The following is a 16373-nucleotide window of genomic DNA, read 5'->3' on the forward strand; positions in this document are numbered from 1 at the left end:
CCGGGCCATAGGTGAACAGACGGGAGCAAAGTTCAATTTCTTTGCTCCACTGAATAATTTAAGAAGTTATTGATTGGCTATACGATTAAGCGACAGGGCGATCCAGCAGTACACGCAGCGGCGGGTTATCCGAGATCAAACTTGCCAGCGTATGCCGATCAAGCTCGGCTAAAAACGCAAGCCTTGCCGAGTCCAAAATCCCTTTCAGGCGGCAAGCCGGTGTAATATGGCAAAAGTCTTCACTGCAGTTAACTATCTGCAATGGCTCAATTGCCCGCACCACATCGCCGAGAACTATCTTATCCGCAGGCATTCCCAGGCGAATTCCGCCATTCTTACCACGGACGGTTTCGACATAGCCCAATTGGCCTAACTTATTAATAATCTTAACCATATGGTTACGTGACACACTATAGATGTCGGTCACTTTCGAAATACTAGCCAGCTCACCTTCCGGTAGCGTTGCCAAGTATATCAGGGCCCTCAGGCCATAATCGGTAAAACTTGTTAACTGCACAATAACTCCTCCTGCTGTCATTTTAATCGGGTTATTGACTAAAAGATACAGATCAGATACAACTTATAAGATGCATTATAGATGTAACTTTACCAACACCTCGCAGTCCATACTAAAAGAGAGGCCCCCAAAGCCTCTCTTTCATTTATCCATTATTGCTACAGCAATATTCTCTACCAGAACGTATCACGACGTTTTGCCCTGGCAATCACATTACCCGGCATCCGGTTTTCTAGGCTATGGCGCAAGCGTGTAATCTTGCTATGGGTCTTGCGACTCGCCGTCACCGTATTATACAGCCAGCGGTAGGCGTCCTCAAAATCCAACGGACTGCCATAATTGTTCAGCAGTAATTCTGCTAACTGGATCCGAGCATCAACATTCCCCATTGATGCGGCTTCACGCAAATAGGGAATAGCACGCTCCCTATCCTGCTGAACCAGGGTACCGCTAGCATAGTAGCGTCCCAACTGCTCCAGCGCTGCCGGCGAGCCCTGATTGGCCGCAGACTGCATGTAGTACACGCCCAGCTCAACATCGCGATCGACACATACGCCCCACGCCAGCATATCGCCATACAGAAACTGATAGGCAGGCGATTCAACCCGGATAGCATGCGCTTCGATATCCTGAAGCAACTGGCAGTCATCGGCTTTTACCTGCTGAAGATGGCTGTTAGAGTCAAACAGTCGGATCAGCTCTGACTCGGTATATACGGGAACTGCTTCGCCTACATCTTCTAATGCATAAACGGGTGTCGCTGTCAGCAATGTGGAAAGAAGTAGTATGCGCAGTTTCATTCACAAGTCTCTATTAAACCGTAGATAACTTATCGGCAAGAGTATGTCAGACTTTAACCTCTTTTATCAGGAAAACGGCAATTTTTTGCCGCTTGAATTCATTACACAGCAGGAAAATTGACGCAACAAACATCTGCAAATTATGGGAGCAAGGCCCATACTAGGATAATACTGCCAGCATCCCACCAAACAACAGACATAAAAAAACCAACCCCTTGAGGTTGGTTTCTTCTAATCATACTTATCATCAATAATGATGATTATTCACCGTATGGGTGAACCTTAATGATTGTCTCGTTGCGATCTGGGCCAGTTGATACGATATCAATCGGCACGCCAGTCAGCTCTTCGATACGAGCAATATAATCTAGTGCTGTCTGTGGAAGTGCATCTAGTGACTTAGCACCAAATGTGTTCTCAGACCAACCTGGCATTGTTTCGTAGATTAGCTCAAGATCTTCGTAAGCATCAGCCGCCATTGGAGACACTTCCAGGAGCTCGCCATCTTTAGTCTTGTAACCAGTGCAGATCTTGATTTCTTTCAGGCCATCCAATACGTCTAGCTTGGTTAGGCAGAAACCTGAGATTGAGTTGATCTGAATTGCACGACGCATAGCTACCGCATCAAACCAACCTGTACGACGTAGACGACCAGTCGTTGCGCCAAACTCGTTACCGACTTCACCTAGGTGCTTACCAACAGGGTCTTGCTTATCCTGACCATCATATAGCTCAGTCGGGAATGGACCAGCACCTACACGTGTGCAGTATGCTTTTGCGATACCCAGAATGTAACCAAGGTGACGAGGACCGAAACCAGAACCAGCAGCAACGCCACCAGCGGTTGTGTTTGAAGAGGTAACATACGGGTATGTACCGTGGTCGATATCTAGCAGCGTACCTTGAGCACCTTCGAACATGATCTTGTCGCCACGTAGACGCGCATCATCAAGCTCTTTAGTAACATCGATAACCATAGCGGTTAGTACATCAGCCTGAGACATGATTGTCTCTAGTACTTCTTCGTAGCTTACAGGCTCGGCATTATAGTAATGCTCAAGCTGGAAGTTGTGGTAAGCCATAACTTCTTTAAGCTTCTCAGCAAATGCTGCTTTATCGAATAGATCGCCAACACGCAGGCCACGACGAGCAACTTTATCTTCGTAAGCTGGACCGATACCACGACCAGTAGTACCAATAGCTTTTTTACCGCGAGCGATTTCACGAGCTTGGTCTAGTGCGATGTGATACGGAAGGATTAGCGGACAAGCTTCTGACAGGAACAGACGTTCGCGAACAGGGATACCACGCTCTTCTAGCGGGCCCATTTCTTTCATCAGAGCATCTGGAGAAAGTACAACACCGTTACCGATGATGCATTTAACGTTGTCACGCAGGATACCTGATGGGATCAGGTGAAGGACAGTTTTTTCACCGTCAATGACAAGAGTGTGACCTGCATTGTGGCCACCTTGGTAGCGTACTACATACTTTGCATCTTCGGTCAAAAGATCAACGATCTTACCCTTACCTTCGTCACCCCATTGGGTGCCAAGAACGACTACATTATTTGCCATCTTTCTTCGTCTATCAGTAGTTAAAAAAGGATTCTAGCACCTTAAAGAACGCCTTGCAGTCATTTTTTAACCGTAGCGGATATTTCTGCAAGAACACTGTCACGGTTGCATGCTTGGGCGATTTACATACTAGTGTACATCATGTAAGCAATCACACTGCCAGTAACCACCAGGCAACCACCAATCCGGCGCAGGGTGTTGTCATCTTGCTGGCTCAGTTGGCTTACCATCTCTCGCCACCCCTTCGGCGCAAGTAATGGCCCAAGCCCTTCAAATACCAACACTAAGCCCAGAGCCAACCAAATCGCTTTATTCATGATTACTACCTTAATTTTGTATTCTGTTCCAACGACAAAAAAAAAGACAAGGCCGAAACCTTGTCTTTCTATTCGTTTTACGTTGGCTTAGTTTACGCCGTTGGCTTCTTTCATATACTTGAAGAAGTCAGTGTTCGGGTCAACCACCAAGATATCATTCTTCGAGTTGAAGCTGTTCTCGTACGCTTTCAGAGATCGCAGGAAGTTATAAAACTCTGGATCCTTGTTGAACGCTGTAGAGTATATCTCAGCCGTTCTTGCATCAGCCGTACCACGCACAACACGTGCCTGACGATCAGCTTCGGCAAGAATTTTTGCCACTTCCAACTCAGACTGAGCTCGTATAACCTCAGCCTTCTCACGACCTTGCGAGCGGTGCTTACGAGCTACAGACTCACGCTCGGCACGCATACGACGGTAGATAGACTCACTGATTTCGTCAGGCAGGTTGATTTTCTTCATACGGAAATCAACTACAGCGACACCCAAGTCTTTCATCGCACTTATTTTGATATCAGCAAGGACATTGTCCATGATTTGATCACGCTGACCTTCGACCTCTTTACGAGGAGCGATCTCAGCAACAATCTCTGTCGCCGGTGCATCGTCTTCATCAGAAGCAACAACAGGTGTTCCACGATCAGGACCGGAAACAATCTGCTTGATTTCACGCGAACCAATTTCTGAACGCAGGCTATCAACCACTTTACGCTTCAACAGCGCTTCCGCCGTTGAGGCATTACCACCGCCAGTTGTCAGGTAGTACTGACCAAAATCCTCGATACGCCATTTAACATAGGTATCAATGATAACGTCTTTTTTCTCTGACGTTACGAAACGGTCAGCCTGGTCATCCATGGTCTGGATACGGGCATCAAGCATACGTACTCGATCAAATACTGGCACCTTAAAGTGCAAGCCCGGCTCGTAGATACGTGCAATTTCAGTATTGTTGTCTTTAAGGATCCGGCCGAACCGAACCACAATACCGCGCTCACCTTCTTGTACGATAAACATCGACATCAGCAATGCAGCAATAAAGATGACAATCACTGGGATCATTAACTTACGCATAATTAATATCTCCCTTGACGGCCGCTATCGCCACGTGGAGCCGTGGATACAGGAGCTGTAGTTTCTACTTTTTCAAGCTCAATGCCATAGGAGCCGCTTGATGTACTGCTCTTCGGCTTGCTGCCTTGATCGGACTGATTGATCAGTTTATCTAGCGGTAGATACAGCAAGTTACCACTGGAGTTTGAATCAACCATTACCTTGCTGGTACTACTGTAAACGCGTTCCATCGTTTCCAGATACAGACGGTTACGAGTTACTTCCTGAGCAGCTAGGTATTCAGGCAATAGCTTTTCGAACTGGGCAACTTCACCGAGAGCACCGTTGACAGCTTTCTCAGAATAACCTTCAGCTTCTTTCTTCAAACGCTCTGCACGACCCGTTGCTTTCGGCAAGATATCATTGCTGTATGCCTCGGCTTCACGCACGAAACGTTCTTCATCTTCTCGTGCTGCGATAGCATCATCAAACGCATCTTTAACCGCTTCCGGCGGACGCGCTGATTGGAAGTTCACATCGACAACAAAGATACCCATATCATAAGTCTGGATAATCTTATCGATTGCTTCCTGGGTATGGGCACGAATTGTCTGACGACCAGTAGTCAATGCCTGATCCATTGTCGAGTCACCAATCACCGCACGCAGTGCAGAGTCAGTGGCCTGACGCAGACTGTCATCGGCATTAGTCACACTAAACAGATACTTATTAGGATCAGAAACACGGTACTGAACATCCATTTCAACTTTCAGTACGTTTTCATCTTTGGTTAGCATCAGACCGGAGCTACGCAGTGAACGAATCGCCTGAACGTTAACTGGCTTAACTTCGTCAATAAACCTCGGCCTCCAGTTCAAACCGGGATCGACCATCTCGTAAAACTTACCAAAGCGTAGCACTACGCCTCGCTCCGCTTCACCAATGGTATAGAAACCAGAGAAACCCCATACCGCAACAGCTAGTACCGCAATTGCCCCAAGACCGGCAGCACTACCACCAGCCGAAGGTCCTTTTTTATTTCCCAAAATGCCACCGAACTTACGACTCAGTTTTGAAAAAACTTCATCGAGATCCGGAGGACCTTGATCACGACCGCCGCGATTATTGTTCCCCCAAGGGTCTTTATCACGGCCACCGTTGTTACCAGGCTCATTCCACGCCATTATAGAACTCCATCAATATGATATGACGACAGTTTTTCTTATTACTCTAGCAGTCCATTAAGCAACGATAAAGTCATCTAACGAAGTACTTTCTCTTTTTTGTAACCGAGACCACTCAGTCAGCGGTAAACGAATATCAATCGTCAGGCTTCCATCAGACTCATATTTTTCGTGCAAGATACATCCAAGTTGGTAAAACTTACTGCGATAGCGGCCAATCAGATGTGGCGGCAAGCACAGGGTATGTTTCACTATGGTGCCAGACAAACGTTCAGTGAGCGCTTCAAACAGCAGGTCGATCCCCTGCCCTTCAATCGCCGACACCCAAACACGCTGGGGGATCCCGTCTTTGTCTCTCTCAATGCGAGGCTCGGCACCTTCCAGATTGTCGATCTTATTCATCACAATCAGAACAGGAACCTCATCAGCATCGATTTCCTCGAGCACGTTATCAACTGCATCAATGTTTTCACGAAAACGCTCATCACTGGCGTCGACCACATGCAATAACAAACTTGCATCTTGGGTTTCTTTCAGTGTTGCCTTGAATGCAGCCACCAAATCATGGGGCAAGTGACGAATAAACCCAACCGTATCGGCCAAAATTGATGTACCGACATCGGCAACGTCAATTTTACGCAAGGTTGGATCCAAGGTCGCAAACAGCTGATCGGCCGCATAGACGCCGGCATTTGTGACTTGGTTAAATAACGTCGATTTCCCCGCATTGGTATAACCGACCAATGAGATTGTGGGTATTTCAGCCCGATTTCTTGCTCTACGCCCCTGATCGCGCTGTTTCGACACCTTTTCTAATCTACGTAAAATAGTTTTGATACGGTCTCGTAATAGGCGGCGATCCGTTTCCAGCTGAGTTTCACCCGGACCACGCAGGCCGATACCACCTTTCTGTCGTTCAAGGTGGGTCCAACCGCGGATCAGTCGAGTGGAGATATGTCGCAACTGAGCAAGCTCGACCTGCAACTTACCCTCATGGGTACGCGCACGCTGGGCAAAAATATCCAGTATTAAACCAGTACGGTCTAACACTCGACATTTACAAAGTTGCTCCAGATTACGCTCTTGCGCTGGAGAGAGGGAGTGGTTGAATATCACGATCTCGGCTTCTTCAGCCCGAACCGCTTCGGCAATTTCCTGTGCTTTACCTTCTCCCACGTAATACTTAGGGTGGGGAGTTTTACGACTACCTGTTACCACACGTAGCGTATTCACTCCCGCCGAGGAGACCAGCATTTCGCATTCGCTTAGGTCTTCCCATTCCCCTTCTTGCGTGAAGTTGATATGAACAAGAATAGCCTGCTCACCGGCTTCATAACGGTCAAACAAGCAATCAACTCCTTATTTGAAGAATACCTTATTCTTCTGTTTTTTCTTGAGCAGGAACCGGACGGTCACCTGCGTGATGGTGGTTCACTGGACGAGCAGGAACCACAGTAGAGATCGCATGCTTGTACACCATCTGGTTTACAGTGTTTTTAAGTAGGATCACGAACTGATCAAATGATTCAATCTGGCCCTGAAGTTTAATGCCGTTAACCAGGTAAATAGAGACCGGTATTCTTTCCCGACGCAGCGCATTCAAAAACGGGTCTTGCAAAGATTGCCCCTTAGCCATTATTTCTTTTCCTTATTTGTTTGTAGTTGTATTTAGCAACGAACAAAATTAAAAATACGCAAAACAGTGAGAGTATACACGCTAATCAAACATCACATCTAACTGAGTTTGTGACTGTTTGTAACGCATTATCCACATCACTGCTATCCAACCACGTCAAATCTTTCCAACTTCTCAGCCAGGTTATTTGACGTTTCGCCAATTGACGGGTCGCGCAGATTCCGCGGAATACCGCTTCGTCCAAATCACACTTCCCGTCCAAGTATTCCCACATCTGTCGGTAACCCACGCAACGTATTGATGGAAGATCTGGATGCAGATCACCTCGCTCATACAAAGCACGAACTTCCTGTTCAAAACCAGCTTCGATCATTTTGTCGAAACGTTGCTCGATCCTTTGATGTAGGACAGCCCTATCCTTGGGTGTTATTGCAAATTGGTGAACCTTATACGGTAAAGATTCACCTTGGGTTTTCGTCAGCTCTGTTAAAGTTTTACCCGAAATACGGAAAACTTCCAATGCCCGAGAGAGTCGCTGCGGATCATTAGGGTGGATCCTGGCTCCGGATACCGGATCAATCCGCACTAACTCTTCGTGCAATGTCTGCCAGCCTTTCTCTTCGGCTTCTCGTTCAATCTCAGCTCGAATCTCAGGATCCGCCGCTGGTAATGGCGACAAACCTTCTAATAATGCCTTGTAGTACAACATAGTACCACCAACTAGCAGAGGAATTCGCCCTGCTGCAACTATATCAGCCATTTCTTTCAGTGCATCAGCACGAAAGTCTGCAGCTGAATAACTTTGCGCTGGATCACGAATATCTATCAGACGGTGAGGAGCAAGGGAAAGTTCCCGCTCATCAGGCTTTGCTGTTCCGATGTCCATTTCTTTATAGATAAGGGCTGAATCAACACTTATCAACTCCACCGGTAACTGCTGACGCAATCGAATCGCCAGATCTGTTTTTCCCGATGCGGTCGGCCCCATTAAAAAAATGGCCTGAGGGTATGGCTTGCTCATAAATTAAATGCTTCTATTGCCGCGCCTACATCAACAGGGCGCAGCAAGTTTGGGTAATAATGTTCAAGTGTATCCCCCCATAATTGCTCCAGTTCCGTCACCAGCTGAATCGCCTGTGACAAACTGAATCCATCGGTCGGAATCACTAGCTGTGATGCTAACCAGTCCAGCAATTTATCCCAACCTTGTGCTTCAGGGTCATCGGCCACCGAAGTCAGGTAGCCCAATAGGGCAGGAATCAATTGCTGCAAGTTTTGCTGCCTAAGCGGCATACAGACGGACATAATGATCAGCCCGCTCTTGCCCTTGGCTTTTAGATGAATCCCTAGTTGCTTGAGCAACTGGGCATGCTGCTCAGCGCATTCTATCATGCCTGACTCTACCGGTACTGAATGCGGGATCAGTAATGGCTGAGGTTTCAGTCCTTCAGTCTGTGCCAGTTGCAACTGGCCTTTGCAGCGCAAGCGCTGGGCGTAGTCGAGCGACAGCACAAAGACCCCGTTATTACGGCTTAACAACAGGTAGCGCTGTTCCGCCAGACACAGTGCCTTGCCTAGGCCGATGCCATTTTGCGCATCGAACGCAGTTTGCCGTACTGGCGACGGCACTGAAGAGAGGCTCTGTTCCCGAGCATGGTTCATTTGCACAGGCTCGGACGATAAAGAGGATTCAAAATCATCCTGCCTCGGTGTTTGCATCAACTGTTGGTAAGCACTAACTTCTCGCTTTGACGGCGCATCGTTGCCAAACTGACGCGGCTGCCCTTGAGCTTTCGGAGAATACGCAGCCCCTGATGATGCACCACGGCTAACGCTGGAATGACTAGGCTGCCCTACCGGCTCTCGGTAGGCGGTGGCCCTTTCCTCAGAAGAGGGTAACCACTCACTCGGTTCGGCCTTATTCGGGTAATCGGGGGTACGTGCCACCGCAGACATCACCGCCGATGGCTCGGCAATTTCATTTACCGCAGGCTCATCACTCAGGTTGACGGCGGCACTCGCCCGCTGAGGTGGCTGATAAAGCGATTCGCCGTTTTCCTCGAGGCTTTGCCGCAATGCACTCTGAAGCCCCTGACAAATAAAGTCATGCACCAAACGGGCTTGGTGGAAGCGCACTTCATGTTTAGCCGGATGAACATTCACATCAACTTGGTGCGGGTCAACCTCAATAAACAGCACATAGGCTGCATACTGATTGGTGCTAAGACTGGTTTCATACGCCTGGCGGATAGCATGATTGATGAGCTTATCCTTCATCATGCGACCGTTAACATAGCAGTACTGAATATCGTTCTGGGCTCTGGCCCCTTGCGGACTGCAGATCCAACCCGATAGTTTCAGATCGCCATGTTCCAGCTCGACAGCCAGCGCATGATTGAGAAAACTGGAACCGCACACTGCTGCCAGCCGACGCTCTTTCTGTACCTGCGTCTGTGCTGCGCGGTATTGACGGATAACTTTTCCGTTATGACGCAAATTGATAGTGACATCCAGCCGACTCAGAGCGATCCGCTTGAGCAGCTCGTCTATATGGCCGAACTCCGTCTTCTCGGTACGCAAAAACTTACGCCTGGCTGGCGTATTGAAAAACAGATCTAAGGCCTCAAGCGTCGTCCCTACGGGGTGTGCGGCCGGCTTGAGCTGCACATCCATATCCCGGCCTTCTGCATAGGCGGACCAAGCTTCTTCCTGTGCCGCCGTTTTAGAGGTCAAGGTGAGGCGGGAAACCGAACTGATACTCGCCAATGCTTCACCGCGAAAGCCGAGACTCACGATGGCTTCAAGATCATCTAACGAGGTGATCTTCGACGTTGCATGGCGACTTAGGGCCAGGCTTAGCTCATCTTTCGGGATCCCTTTCCCGTTATCACGGATACGGATTGTACGGCTGCCCCCCTTATCAATATCAATATCAATTCGAGTTGCGCCAGCATCCAAACTGTTTTCAACCAGTTCTTTGACCACCGAGGCAGGGCGTTCAACGACTTCACCAGCAGCAATTTGGTTTGCCAGCCGGGCAGGCAAGATCTGAATTGGCATAATTCACTTCTAGGTATGGTTAACTACTAGGGATTGTTAGCTTTTGACCGACGGCCAATGTATCTGAGCTTAGCTTATTTGCCTGGCGGAGACTATTTACACTGATCCCATAACGGGAGGCAATCTTGCCCAGAAACTCACCACGCTTCACCGTATGCTTAACCGCCTTGCGGTTGCTCGTCTCTATTTTCAGCTTTTGGCCGACGGCAAGTTCATCAGAGCGTAGCTTATTCACGTTACGGATACTAGCAACCGTAACGCCATAATGTGCAGCAATTTTGCCAAGAAATTCACCTCGTTGCACAGTATGCGTCGTTGTTTTAACCATACGCTTCACCGGCTGGGAGGGTACTGCTGTGGGCTTTCTGGTCGCGGCAACGACAGTACTACCCGGAATAATCAGCACCTGGCCGACTTTCAAGGTATTACTCTTAAGGTTATTAACCTTTTTTAGCCCTGCCACCGAAGTGCCGTACTTATTGGCAATAACACTCAAAGACTGGCCTGAAGTGACCTTGTGTTTCACTCCGCCTTTTCTTGCCGCGAATAGAGTACCTTCCGGAGGTTTAGCATTGAAATAGGCAAGCACCCCTTTATAGACTGCATTCGCCAGCTTGTTCTGGTGCGATCGAGAGTTAAGCAGTCGCTCTTCCTTCGGATTAGTAATAAATCCGGTTTCCACCAGAAGCGAAGGAATATCCGGTGACTTCAGAACTGCAAGACTGGCATGCTCCGGTTTGCTTTTATGCAGGGTCGTAACCCGGCTTAGCTCTTTCAGCACGCGAGTAGCAACATCATAGCCCTCTTTCTGGGAGTGACTAAACTGCAAATCCAATACCGCCATGCTGAGATACTGATCATCCTTGCCTCCGGACAATACATCACCGCCACCCAATAGCTCAGATTGCTTCTCGTGCTGCTCTAACCAGCGGCCAATCTCGCTATTTGCACGACGAGTATTGAGTACCCACACCGATGCCCCGCGGGGCTGTGGCTTGTGGAAACCGTCAGCATGAATTGAAACCAGCAAGTGAGCCTTGTTACGACGGGCAATGTCCGAGCGTTTGTTAAGATTAACAAAGTAATCCGCCTGACGAGTCAATACCGCTTTCATACCCGGAGTCGCGTTAATTTTTGCCGCGACCTTTTTCGAGATGTCCAAAGTGACATTTTTCTCGTACTTACGGCTCGGCCCGATAGAGCCAGGATCTTCCCCGCCATGGCCCGCATCAATCGCAACGATGATGTCATCATTGCCGTAAGGCAGCAGAACTTTTTGATTTTTCGTCGCTGGCTTGTTTGGTACCGCCGGCTTGGCCTTCACCGCCTTTTTCTTGTGCGGCAGATCCAGAACCAATCGGTGGCTGTAGTGGCCATCAGGGGTCGGAGCCAGTTTGAAAATTGTCGGGTTGGTTCCCACCTTGGTTTCAAAAACCAAACGGTAAGTTCCTTTCTCCGGCGCACTGCTACTGCGAATTTTCTTCAGTACTGCACTGTTGTTCACCGTCACCGGCAACTTCGTTTTCAGTGTGGTTTTTTTAAGGTCGACAACCAAGCGCTCAGGCTTGGTCAGAGTAAAGTAGGAAAACGCCACCTCATTCTGCAAATCCAACACTACACGAGTTTCATCAGGTGCAGGCCAAACCCGAATGCTCTTCAGCTCGTTGGCCATAACCACCGAGCTGAACATCCCTACCCCAAATAACAAAGTATATAAAAAAGCCCGTAAAGACATCCTGATCAACACAACTCCAAACGCTTGATCAACTCTAGACCATATTCATTATTTGCGGTAACAGTGACTTTTCTCTGCTCACCGAAATAGCGCATATCAAGTTCTAGATCTGGCGCAGGCAGTAAGCCTTCACCTTTTTCCGGCCATTCAACCAGGCAAATTGCGTCATTGCTGAAGTAATCACGGATCCCCATAAACTCGAGCTCTTCCGGATCAGCAAGACGATATAAATCAAAATGATAAACCTGCCATGGCGGCAGCTCATAGGGTTCGACCAACGTATATGTCGGGCTTTTTACATTGCCCTGATGGCCAAGCGCCCGAATAAACCCTCTGCTAAATGTCGTTTTTCCTGCACCCAAATCGCCGTGCAGATAAATGGTTGTCTGGCGCTTACATGCCTGTGCCAGCTTAAGGCCTAAATCTACGGTTGCCTGCTCATCGGCAAGAAGTGTTTCAAATATTTGCATTATTATCTTTATCTTGGATTTACTAATTGTCGAATATAAGGGAACAGATCACTGGCCAACACACCGCGCTCCCCTTTCCGGGCGCAGAGATCAGCCGCGGTGCTGTGGATCCAGACGCCAACCCGGGCAGCTTCCGCTAAGGATAAACCTTGTCCTGCCAGCGCACCGATAATACCAGATAACACATCCCCCATTCCCCCCGTAGCCATGCCAGGGTTACCAGCAGTACACACCCAGCACTGCCGACCGTCATAAATCAGTGTGCCGGCCCCCTTCAGGACGACGACACCACCAAATTTTTGCTGCAGTAACTGTACCGCAGCAAAACGATCAGCTTCCACCGATGCAACCGTAGTACCTAGCAACCGGGCAGCCTCACCCGGATGCGGCGTCATTATACGATTATTTTTATAGTCTGGTGAGAGGGCTAATAAGTTCAATCCATCCGCATCGACGACCATTTTTTTTTCCGTCGCATCAAAATGAAATAGCAGCGCCTTACTCCAGTCACTCTGCCCCAAACCAGGGCCAATAACAATAACATCAGCCCATTCCAGCCTTTGGCTGATTTCATGGGCCTTATCCTGCCATCCCTGCACCATTATCTCAGGCCTGACAGTAACGATTGACAGTACATTGTCAGGTTGGGTGATGACCGCAGTTAGCCCGGCCCCACTTCTTGCACAGGCTTCTGCTGCCAGCCGAATTGCACCGGCCATCCCCAAATCGCCACCGGCGCACAATACTCGGCCGTGATCCCCTTTATGCGCGGTACGATCACGTCGGGGTAAACACCGATATACCTCGGCTTGGCTGATCCGATTGACCGAAGGCAATATCTGCTGTTGAAAAGCTTCATCGACCCCCAGGCCGGCAAAGTATACCTCACCGCAATAATTGGCTGCCTGGCCTGTGCATAACCCTTGCTTTATCCCGATAAAAGTAACTGTCGATTGTGCCTGTATCACCGTGCCCAATGCAACGCCCGTATCGGCACATAGCCCAGACGGCACATCCACAGCAATAACTGGTCGCTTCGACCGGTTAATCAAACTGATCAGCTCAGCGTTATCTTCCCTGACTTTCCCTTTTAACCCTGTTCCCAGCAAAGCATCAACTATTACCTCAACTGAAGCCGGCACCTCTGACTGCGGCTGAAGGATTTTTCCGCCGCTGGCTAACCAGGCATCTCGGGCAAGGGCGGCATCACCGGATAATCGCCCGGCCAGCCCTAACTGCCACAGTGTCACTGCCAGTCCCGACTCTCGGGCCAGCCTGGCAACGATATAACCATCTCCACCATTATTACCACCGCCACAGCAAATCAGTAGCGATGTTGCATTCGGGTGCTGCTGTCGAAACACTTCAAATACTGCCTGTCCCGCCCTTTCCATCAGTTGGTACATCTCAAGCTGCATGATCTGTGCAGCCAAACATTCTCCCTGACGCACCTGTTCTGCTCGGTATAACTGTGTCGGTAGTTGTAAAGTCACCATGGTATTGTTTACCTCTGAGCCTCTAGCATTCTTTCACGGTTGCCAATATGAACGCAGACAGGGCAACCAAGCTACATAATGAATAAATAGTGCCCAAAACTGCAGCTCGGTACAATGTCAAAAAAGTATTTCTGCTCCCATTCCTGCTGACTTTTCTAATAACAGTAAAAGCAATTATGATTGTGTTACACTTCGGCCCCCAAGAATTCAGCCACACTATGAATCAGACCATGAGCATCGACTACAGCGAACTGACCCAGAAAATCAAACAATGGGGTAAGGAACTCGGCTTCCAGCAAGTGGGGATCAGTGATATTGATCTTCATCAGCATGAAGCCCAACTCCAACGCTGGATTGATGCCGGCTATCACGGTGAAATGGACTGGATGGCTCGCCACGGTATGATGCGGGCCCGCCCGGCCGAACTACACCCAGGTACAGTACGGGTGATCAGTGTCCGAATGAACTACCTGCCTCCTGAAGCAGGATTTGCCCAAAGCCTCAAAAAGCCCGACACCGCATACATCAGCCGCTATTCACTAGGGCGTGATTACCATAAGCTTATTCGCAATCGCTTAAAGCGCCTTGGCCAATTGATTGAAAAAGAAGTTGGTGAATTCGGATATCGCCCTTTTGTCGATTCTGCACCAATCCTTGAGCGCCCGCTGGCAGAAAAAGCAGGCTTAGGCTGGACAGGGAAGCACTCACTTATTCTTAGCCCCGAAGCTGGTTCATGGTTTTTCCTCGGTGAGCTGCTCATCGACCTCCCGCTCCCGGTCGATATCCCTGTAGAAAACCAGTGTGGAAAGTGTGTCGCCTGCATGACCAGCTGTCCAACCGGCGCCATCGTAGAAGAGGGGATTGTTGACGCCAGGCGCTGTATCTCTTATCTCACCATTGAGTTTGACGGAGTTATCCCGGAAGAGCTACGCGAACCGATCGGCAACCGGATTTACGGCTGCGACGACTGTCAATTAGTCTGCCCTTTTAACCGTTTCTCAGATATTACCGAAGAAGTCGACTATCATTGTCGTGACAGCTTGTATCAACAACCATTGCATGTTCTTTACCAATGGAGCGAACAACAATTTCTAAAGAATACGGAAGGCTCAGCGATACGACGTATCGGGCATATCCAATGGCTGCGCAATCTAACCATTGCCATGGGCAATGCGCCATATCATCCTGACATTTATGATGCCTTGGAACAGCGCTTGGGTGACAACGAGTTGCTTGACATCCACATTCAGTGGGCCATTGGCAAACAGCAGGAGAAACGCCAGGAAAGCGCTATTGAGGTAATGCCGGGCAAAACCAAAAGGCTGATCAGAATTGTCGAAAAAGGGCTCCCTCGTGATGCCTAGCTCCTCCCCGCGAACAACACTCCATCATTCAAGCGGGTGTACAAACTGGGAGCGAAATCAGGCTTCTGCATGAATGTGGAAAACAATTTCATTCCTACCGATTTATACCCACCATTAAAATATTAAACACAGGCCTCGATTCAGGGAATCAAAACAGTTATCCCGAGCTAAAACATATTGATCAGGCTGTATATAAAAAGTGAATAAAGATATTAAATCACCAAAAAATCATACACTTACCCTGTTGATAGTATTGCTGCAATAACTGAATTATTTATCGTAAAACTAGAGGCGGGAGAGTTATTCACACGGAGTCGGCACACGTAATCAACTGACTTACCCACAGTTTACTTAGTGTGGATAAGTCTGTGCACTAACTAGTAGGTTGTTCCAAAGATCAGGACATCAGCCCAGAAGGCATCAGCATTCAGGCAGTTTTATAATCTGGATAAAGAGAGCAGATACGATTCACACATCCTTCCTCAGCAGCACACTAAGCAGCTGCTGGTATCAGCTAAATCAAAGAGCATGTGTCGTCATTTGACACCAATACCTCACGGCATTGGCTTACAGAGCATCGAATTTACTTGAGATGAATAATCAGCCAATTAAGACTGTCTCGTAAATATTTTGATGATGTAGTCGAAGCTGATTGCTTCTTATGGTTCCATATAACCGAAGTTATGAAACTTGGGGCAACACACAAGATTATCGGTTGTCGAATAACCCAGGAATGCTGCATTAGGACTAATACTTCACAGTAGTAGTTTTGCCGTTTCACCATCTAACGGGTGACAGCAAAAATTGAAGTGACACGCGAGGTTCTTGATATTCAAAGAGCTAGGCGTGACCTCAACCTTAAAAAGGTTGTGCGTTACCAGCTGAGCTAGTGACGCATTCTTGTATCTCAACAAGTAAATTGGTTGCGGGAGCTGGATTTGAACCAACGACCTTCGGGTTATGAGCCCGACGAGCTACCAAGCTGCTCCATCCCGCGTCCGATTTATATCCCACCGTTAAAGTACGGTARCAACTATTGTCTCACTGCCGAAGCAATAAGACCAATTTGGAGCGACACACGAGGTTCGAACTCGTGACCTCAACCTTGGCAAGGTTGCGCTCTACCAGCTGAGCTAGTGTCGCATTCTTGTATCTCAACAAGTA

Annotated in this window: 14 protein-coding genes and 2 tRNA genes; 1 reads left to right on the forward strand and 15 read right to left on the reverse strand. The window is 48.5% G+C overall.

Annotated elements, in window-relative coordinates:
- Nucleotides 1-85: 85 nt before the first annotated feature.
- The 13 genes from nsrR to EDI28_RS24065 form a co-directional block, all read right to left on the reverse strand.
- Nucleotides 86-517, reverse strand: coding sequence for a nitric oxide-sensing transcriptional repressor NsrR (gene nsrR / locus EDI28_RS24005; protein WP_128786412.1), 432 nt, complete (start codon nucleotides 515-517; stop codon nucleotides 86-88).
- A gap of 173 nt (nucleotides 518-690) precedes the next feature.
- Nucleotides 691-1317, reverse strand: a complete 627-nt coding sequence (gene motX / locus EDI28_RS24010) for a flagellar protein MotX (protein WP_128786413.1) — start codon at nucleotides 1315-1317, stop codon at nucleotides 691-693.
- Between the two features lie 260 nt (nucleotides 1318-1577).
- Nucleotides 1578-2894 carry an adenylosuccinate synthase gene (locus tag EDI28_RS24015; RefSeq protein ID WP_128786414.1) on the reverse strand — a complete coding sequence of 439 codons (1317 nt, stop codon included), beginning with the start codon at nucleotides 2892-2894 and terminating at the stop codon, nucleotides 1578-1580.
- A gap of 122 nt (nucleotides 2895-3016) precedes the next feature.
- Nucleotides 3017-3211 (reverse strand): DUF2065 domain-containing protein, encoded by a 195-nt coding sequence (locus EDI28_RS24020; RefSeq protein ID WP_128786415.1) that lies wholly within the window; start codon nucleotides 3209-3211, stop codon nucleotides 3017-3019.
- Nucleotides 3212-3298: 87 nt separating this feature from the next.
- A complete protein-coding gene (hflC, locus tag EDI28_RS24025) occupies nucleotides 3299-4285 on the reverse strand; it encodes a protease modulator HflC (RefSeq protein WP_128786416.1) in 987 nt (328 codons plus the stop codon).
- A gap of 2 nt (nucleotides 4286-4287) precedes the next feature.
- A complete protein-coding gene (gene hflK, locus EDI28_RS24030) occupies nucleotides 4288-5448 on the reverse strand; it encodes an FtsH protease activity modulator HflK (RefSeq protein WP_128786417.1) in 1161 nt (386 codons plus the stop codon).
- Nucleotides 5449-5505: 57 nt separating this feature from the next.
- On the reverse strand, nucleotides 5506-6795 hold the full coding sequence (gene hflX / locus EDI28_RS24035) for a ribosome rescue GTPase HflX (protein ID WP_128786418.1): 1290 nt from the start codon (nucleotides 6793-6795) through the stop codon (nucleotides 5506-5508).
- 28 nt (nucleotides 6796-6823) lie between these two features.
- Nucleotides 6824-7084, reverse strand: coding sequence for an RNA chaperone Hfq (hfq, locus tag EDI28_RS24040; RefSeq protein ID WP_128786419.1), 261 nt, complete (start codon nucleotides 7082-7084; stop codon nucleotides 6824-6826).
- Between the two features lie 85 nt (nucleotides 7085-7169).
- Nucleotides 7170-8105 (reverse strand): tRNA (adenosine(37)-N6)-dimethylallyltransferase MiaA, encoded by a 936-nt coding sequence (gene miaA / locus EDI28_RS24045; RefSeq protein WP_128786420.1) that lies wholly within the window; start codon nucleotides 8103-8105, stop codon nucleotides 7170-7172.
- Complete coding sequence (gene mutL, locus EDI28_RS24050) at nucleotides 8102-10144, reverse strand: DNA mismatch repair endonuclease MutL (RefSeq protein ID WP_128786421.1); 2043 nt, start codon at nucleotides 10142-10144, stop codon at nucleotides 8102-8104. Before mutL ends, miaA begins: the two co-directional genes overlap by 4 nt.
- Nucleotides 10145-10163: 19 nt before the next feature.
- On the reverse strand, nucleotides 10164-11834 hold the full coding sequence (locus EDI28_RS24055; protein WP_128786422.1) for an N-acetylmuramoyl-L-alanine amidase: 1671 nt from the start codon (nucleotides 11832-11834) through the stop codon (nucleotides 10164-10166).
- A 50-nt stretch (nucleotides 11835-11884) separates the two neighbouring features.
- Nucleotides 11885-12349 (reverse strand): tRNA (adenosine(37)-N6)-threonylcarbamoyltransferase complex ATPase subunit type 1 TsaE, encoded by a 465-nt coding sequence (tsaE, locus tag EDI28_RS24060; protein WP_128786423.1) that lies wholly within the window; start codon nucleotides 12347-12349, stop codon nucleotides 11885-11887.
- A gap of 8 nt (nucleotides 12350-12357) precedes the next feature.
- Nucleotides 12358-13845: an NAD(P)H-hydrate dehydratase gene (locus EDI28_RS24065; protein WP_128786424.1), complete on the reverse strand. Its 1488-nt coding sequence runs from the start codon at nucleotides 13843-13845 to the stop codon at nucleotides 12358-12360.
- Nucleotides 13846-14075: 230 nt separating this feature from the next.
- Here EDI28_RS24065 and queG point away from each other — a divergent pair, with 230 nt between their 5' ends.
- A complete protein-coding gene (queG, locus tag EDI28_RS24070) occupies nucleotides 14076-15209 on the forward strand; it encodes a tRNA epoxyqueuosine(34) reductase QueG (protein WP_128786426.1) in 1134 nt (377 codons plus the stop codon).
- A 920-nt stretch (nucleotides 15210-16129) separates the two neighbouring features.
- Here the strand turns inward: queG and EDI28_RS24075 are convergent.
- Nucleotides 16130-16206 (reverse strand) — tRNA-Met (locus tag EDI28_RS24075).
- A gap of 70 nt (nucleotides 16207-16276) precedes the next feature.
- Nucleotides 16277-16352, reverse strand: a tRNA-Gly gene (locus tag EDI28_RS24080).
- Nucleotides 16353-16373 lie beyond the last annotated feature (21 nt).

This window comes from Photobacterium chitinilyticum (assembly GCF_004104355.1).
Taxonomy (GTDB): Bacteria; Pseudomonadota; Gammaproteobacteria; order Enterobacterales; family Vibrionaceae; genus Photobacterium; species Photobacterium chitinilyticum.

Bases quoted from the DNA above. Each gene is read 5' to 3' on its own strand.
- motX (WP_128786413.1), bottom strand. From the start codon at position 1,317: ATGAAACTGCGCATACTACTTCTTTCCACATTGCTGACAGCGACACCC.
- EDI28_RS24015 (WP_128786414.1), bottom strand. From the start codon at position 2,894: ATGGCAAATAATGTAGTCGTTCTTGGCACCCAATGGGGTGACGAAGGT.
- EDI28_RS24020 (WP_128786415.1), bottom strand. From the start codon at position 3,211: ATGAATAAAGCGATTTGGTTGGCTCTGGGCTTAGTGTTGGTATTTGAA.
- hflC (WP_128786416.1), bottom strand. From the start codon at position 4,285: ATGCGTAAGTTAATGATCCCAGTGATTGTCATCTTTATTGCTGCATTG.
- hflK (WP_128786417.1), bottom strand. From the start codon at position 5,448: ATGGCGTGGAATGAGCCTGGTAACAACGGTGGCCGTGATAAAGACCCT.
- hfq (WP_128786419.1), bottom strand. From the start codon at position 7,084: ATGGCTAAGGGGCAATCTTTGCAAGACCCGTTTTTGAATGCGCTGCGT.
- miaA (WP_128786420.1), bottom strand. From the start codon at position 8,105: ATGAGCAAGCCATACCCTCAGGCCATTTTTTTAATGGGGCCGACCGCA.
- mutL (WP_128786421.1), bottom strand. From the start codon at position 10,144: ATGCCAATTCAGATCTTGCCTGCCCGGCTGGCAAACCAAATTGCTGCT.
- EDI28_RS24055 (WP_128786422.1), bottom strand. From the start codon at position 11,834: ATGTTCAGCTCGGTGGTTATGGCCAACGAGCTGAAGAGCATTCGGGTT.
- tsaE (WP_128786423.1), bottom strand. From the start codon at position 12,349: ATGCAAATATTTGAAACACTTCTTGCCGATGAGCAGGCAACCGTAGAT.
- EDI28_RS24065 (WP_128786424.1), bottom strand. From the start codon at position 13,845: ATGGTGACTTTACAACTACCGACACAGTTATACCGAGCAGAACAGGTG.
- queG (WP_128786426.1), top strand. From the start codon at position 14,076: ATGAGCATCGACTACAGCGAACTGACCCAGAAAATCAAACAATGGGGT.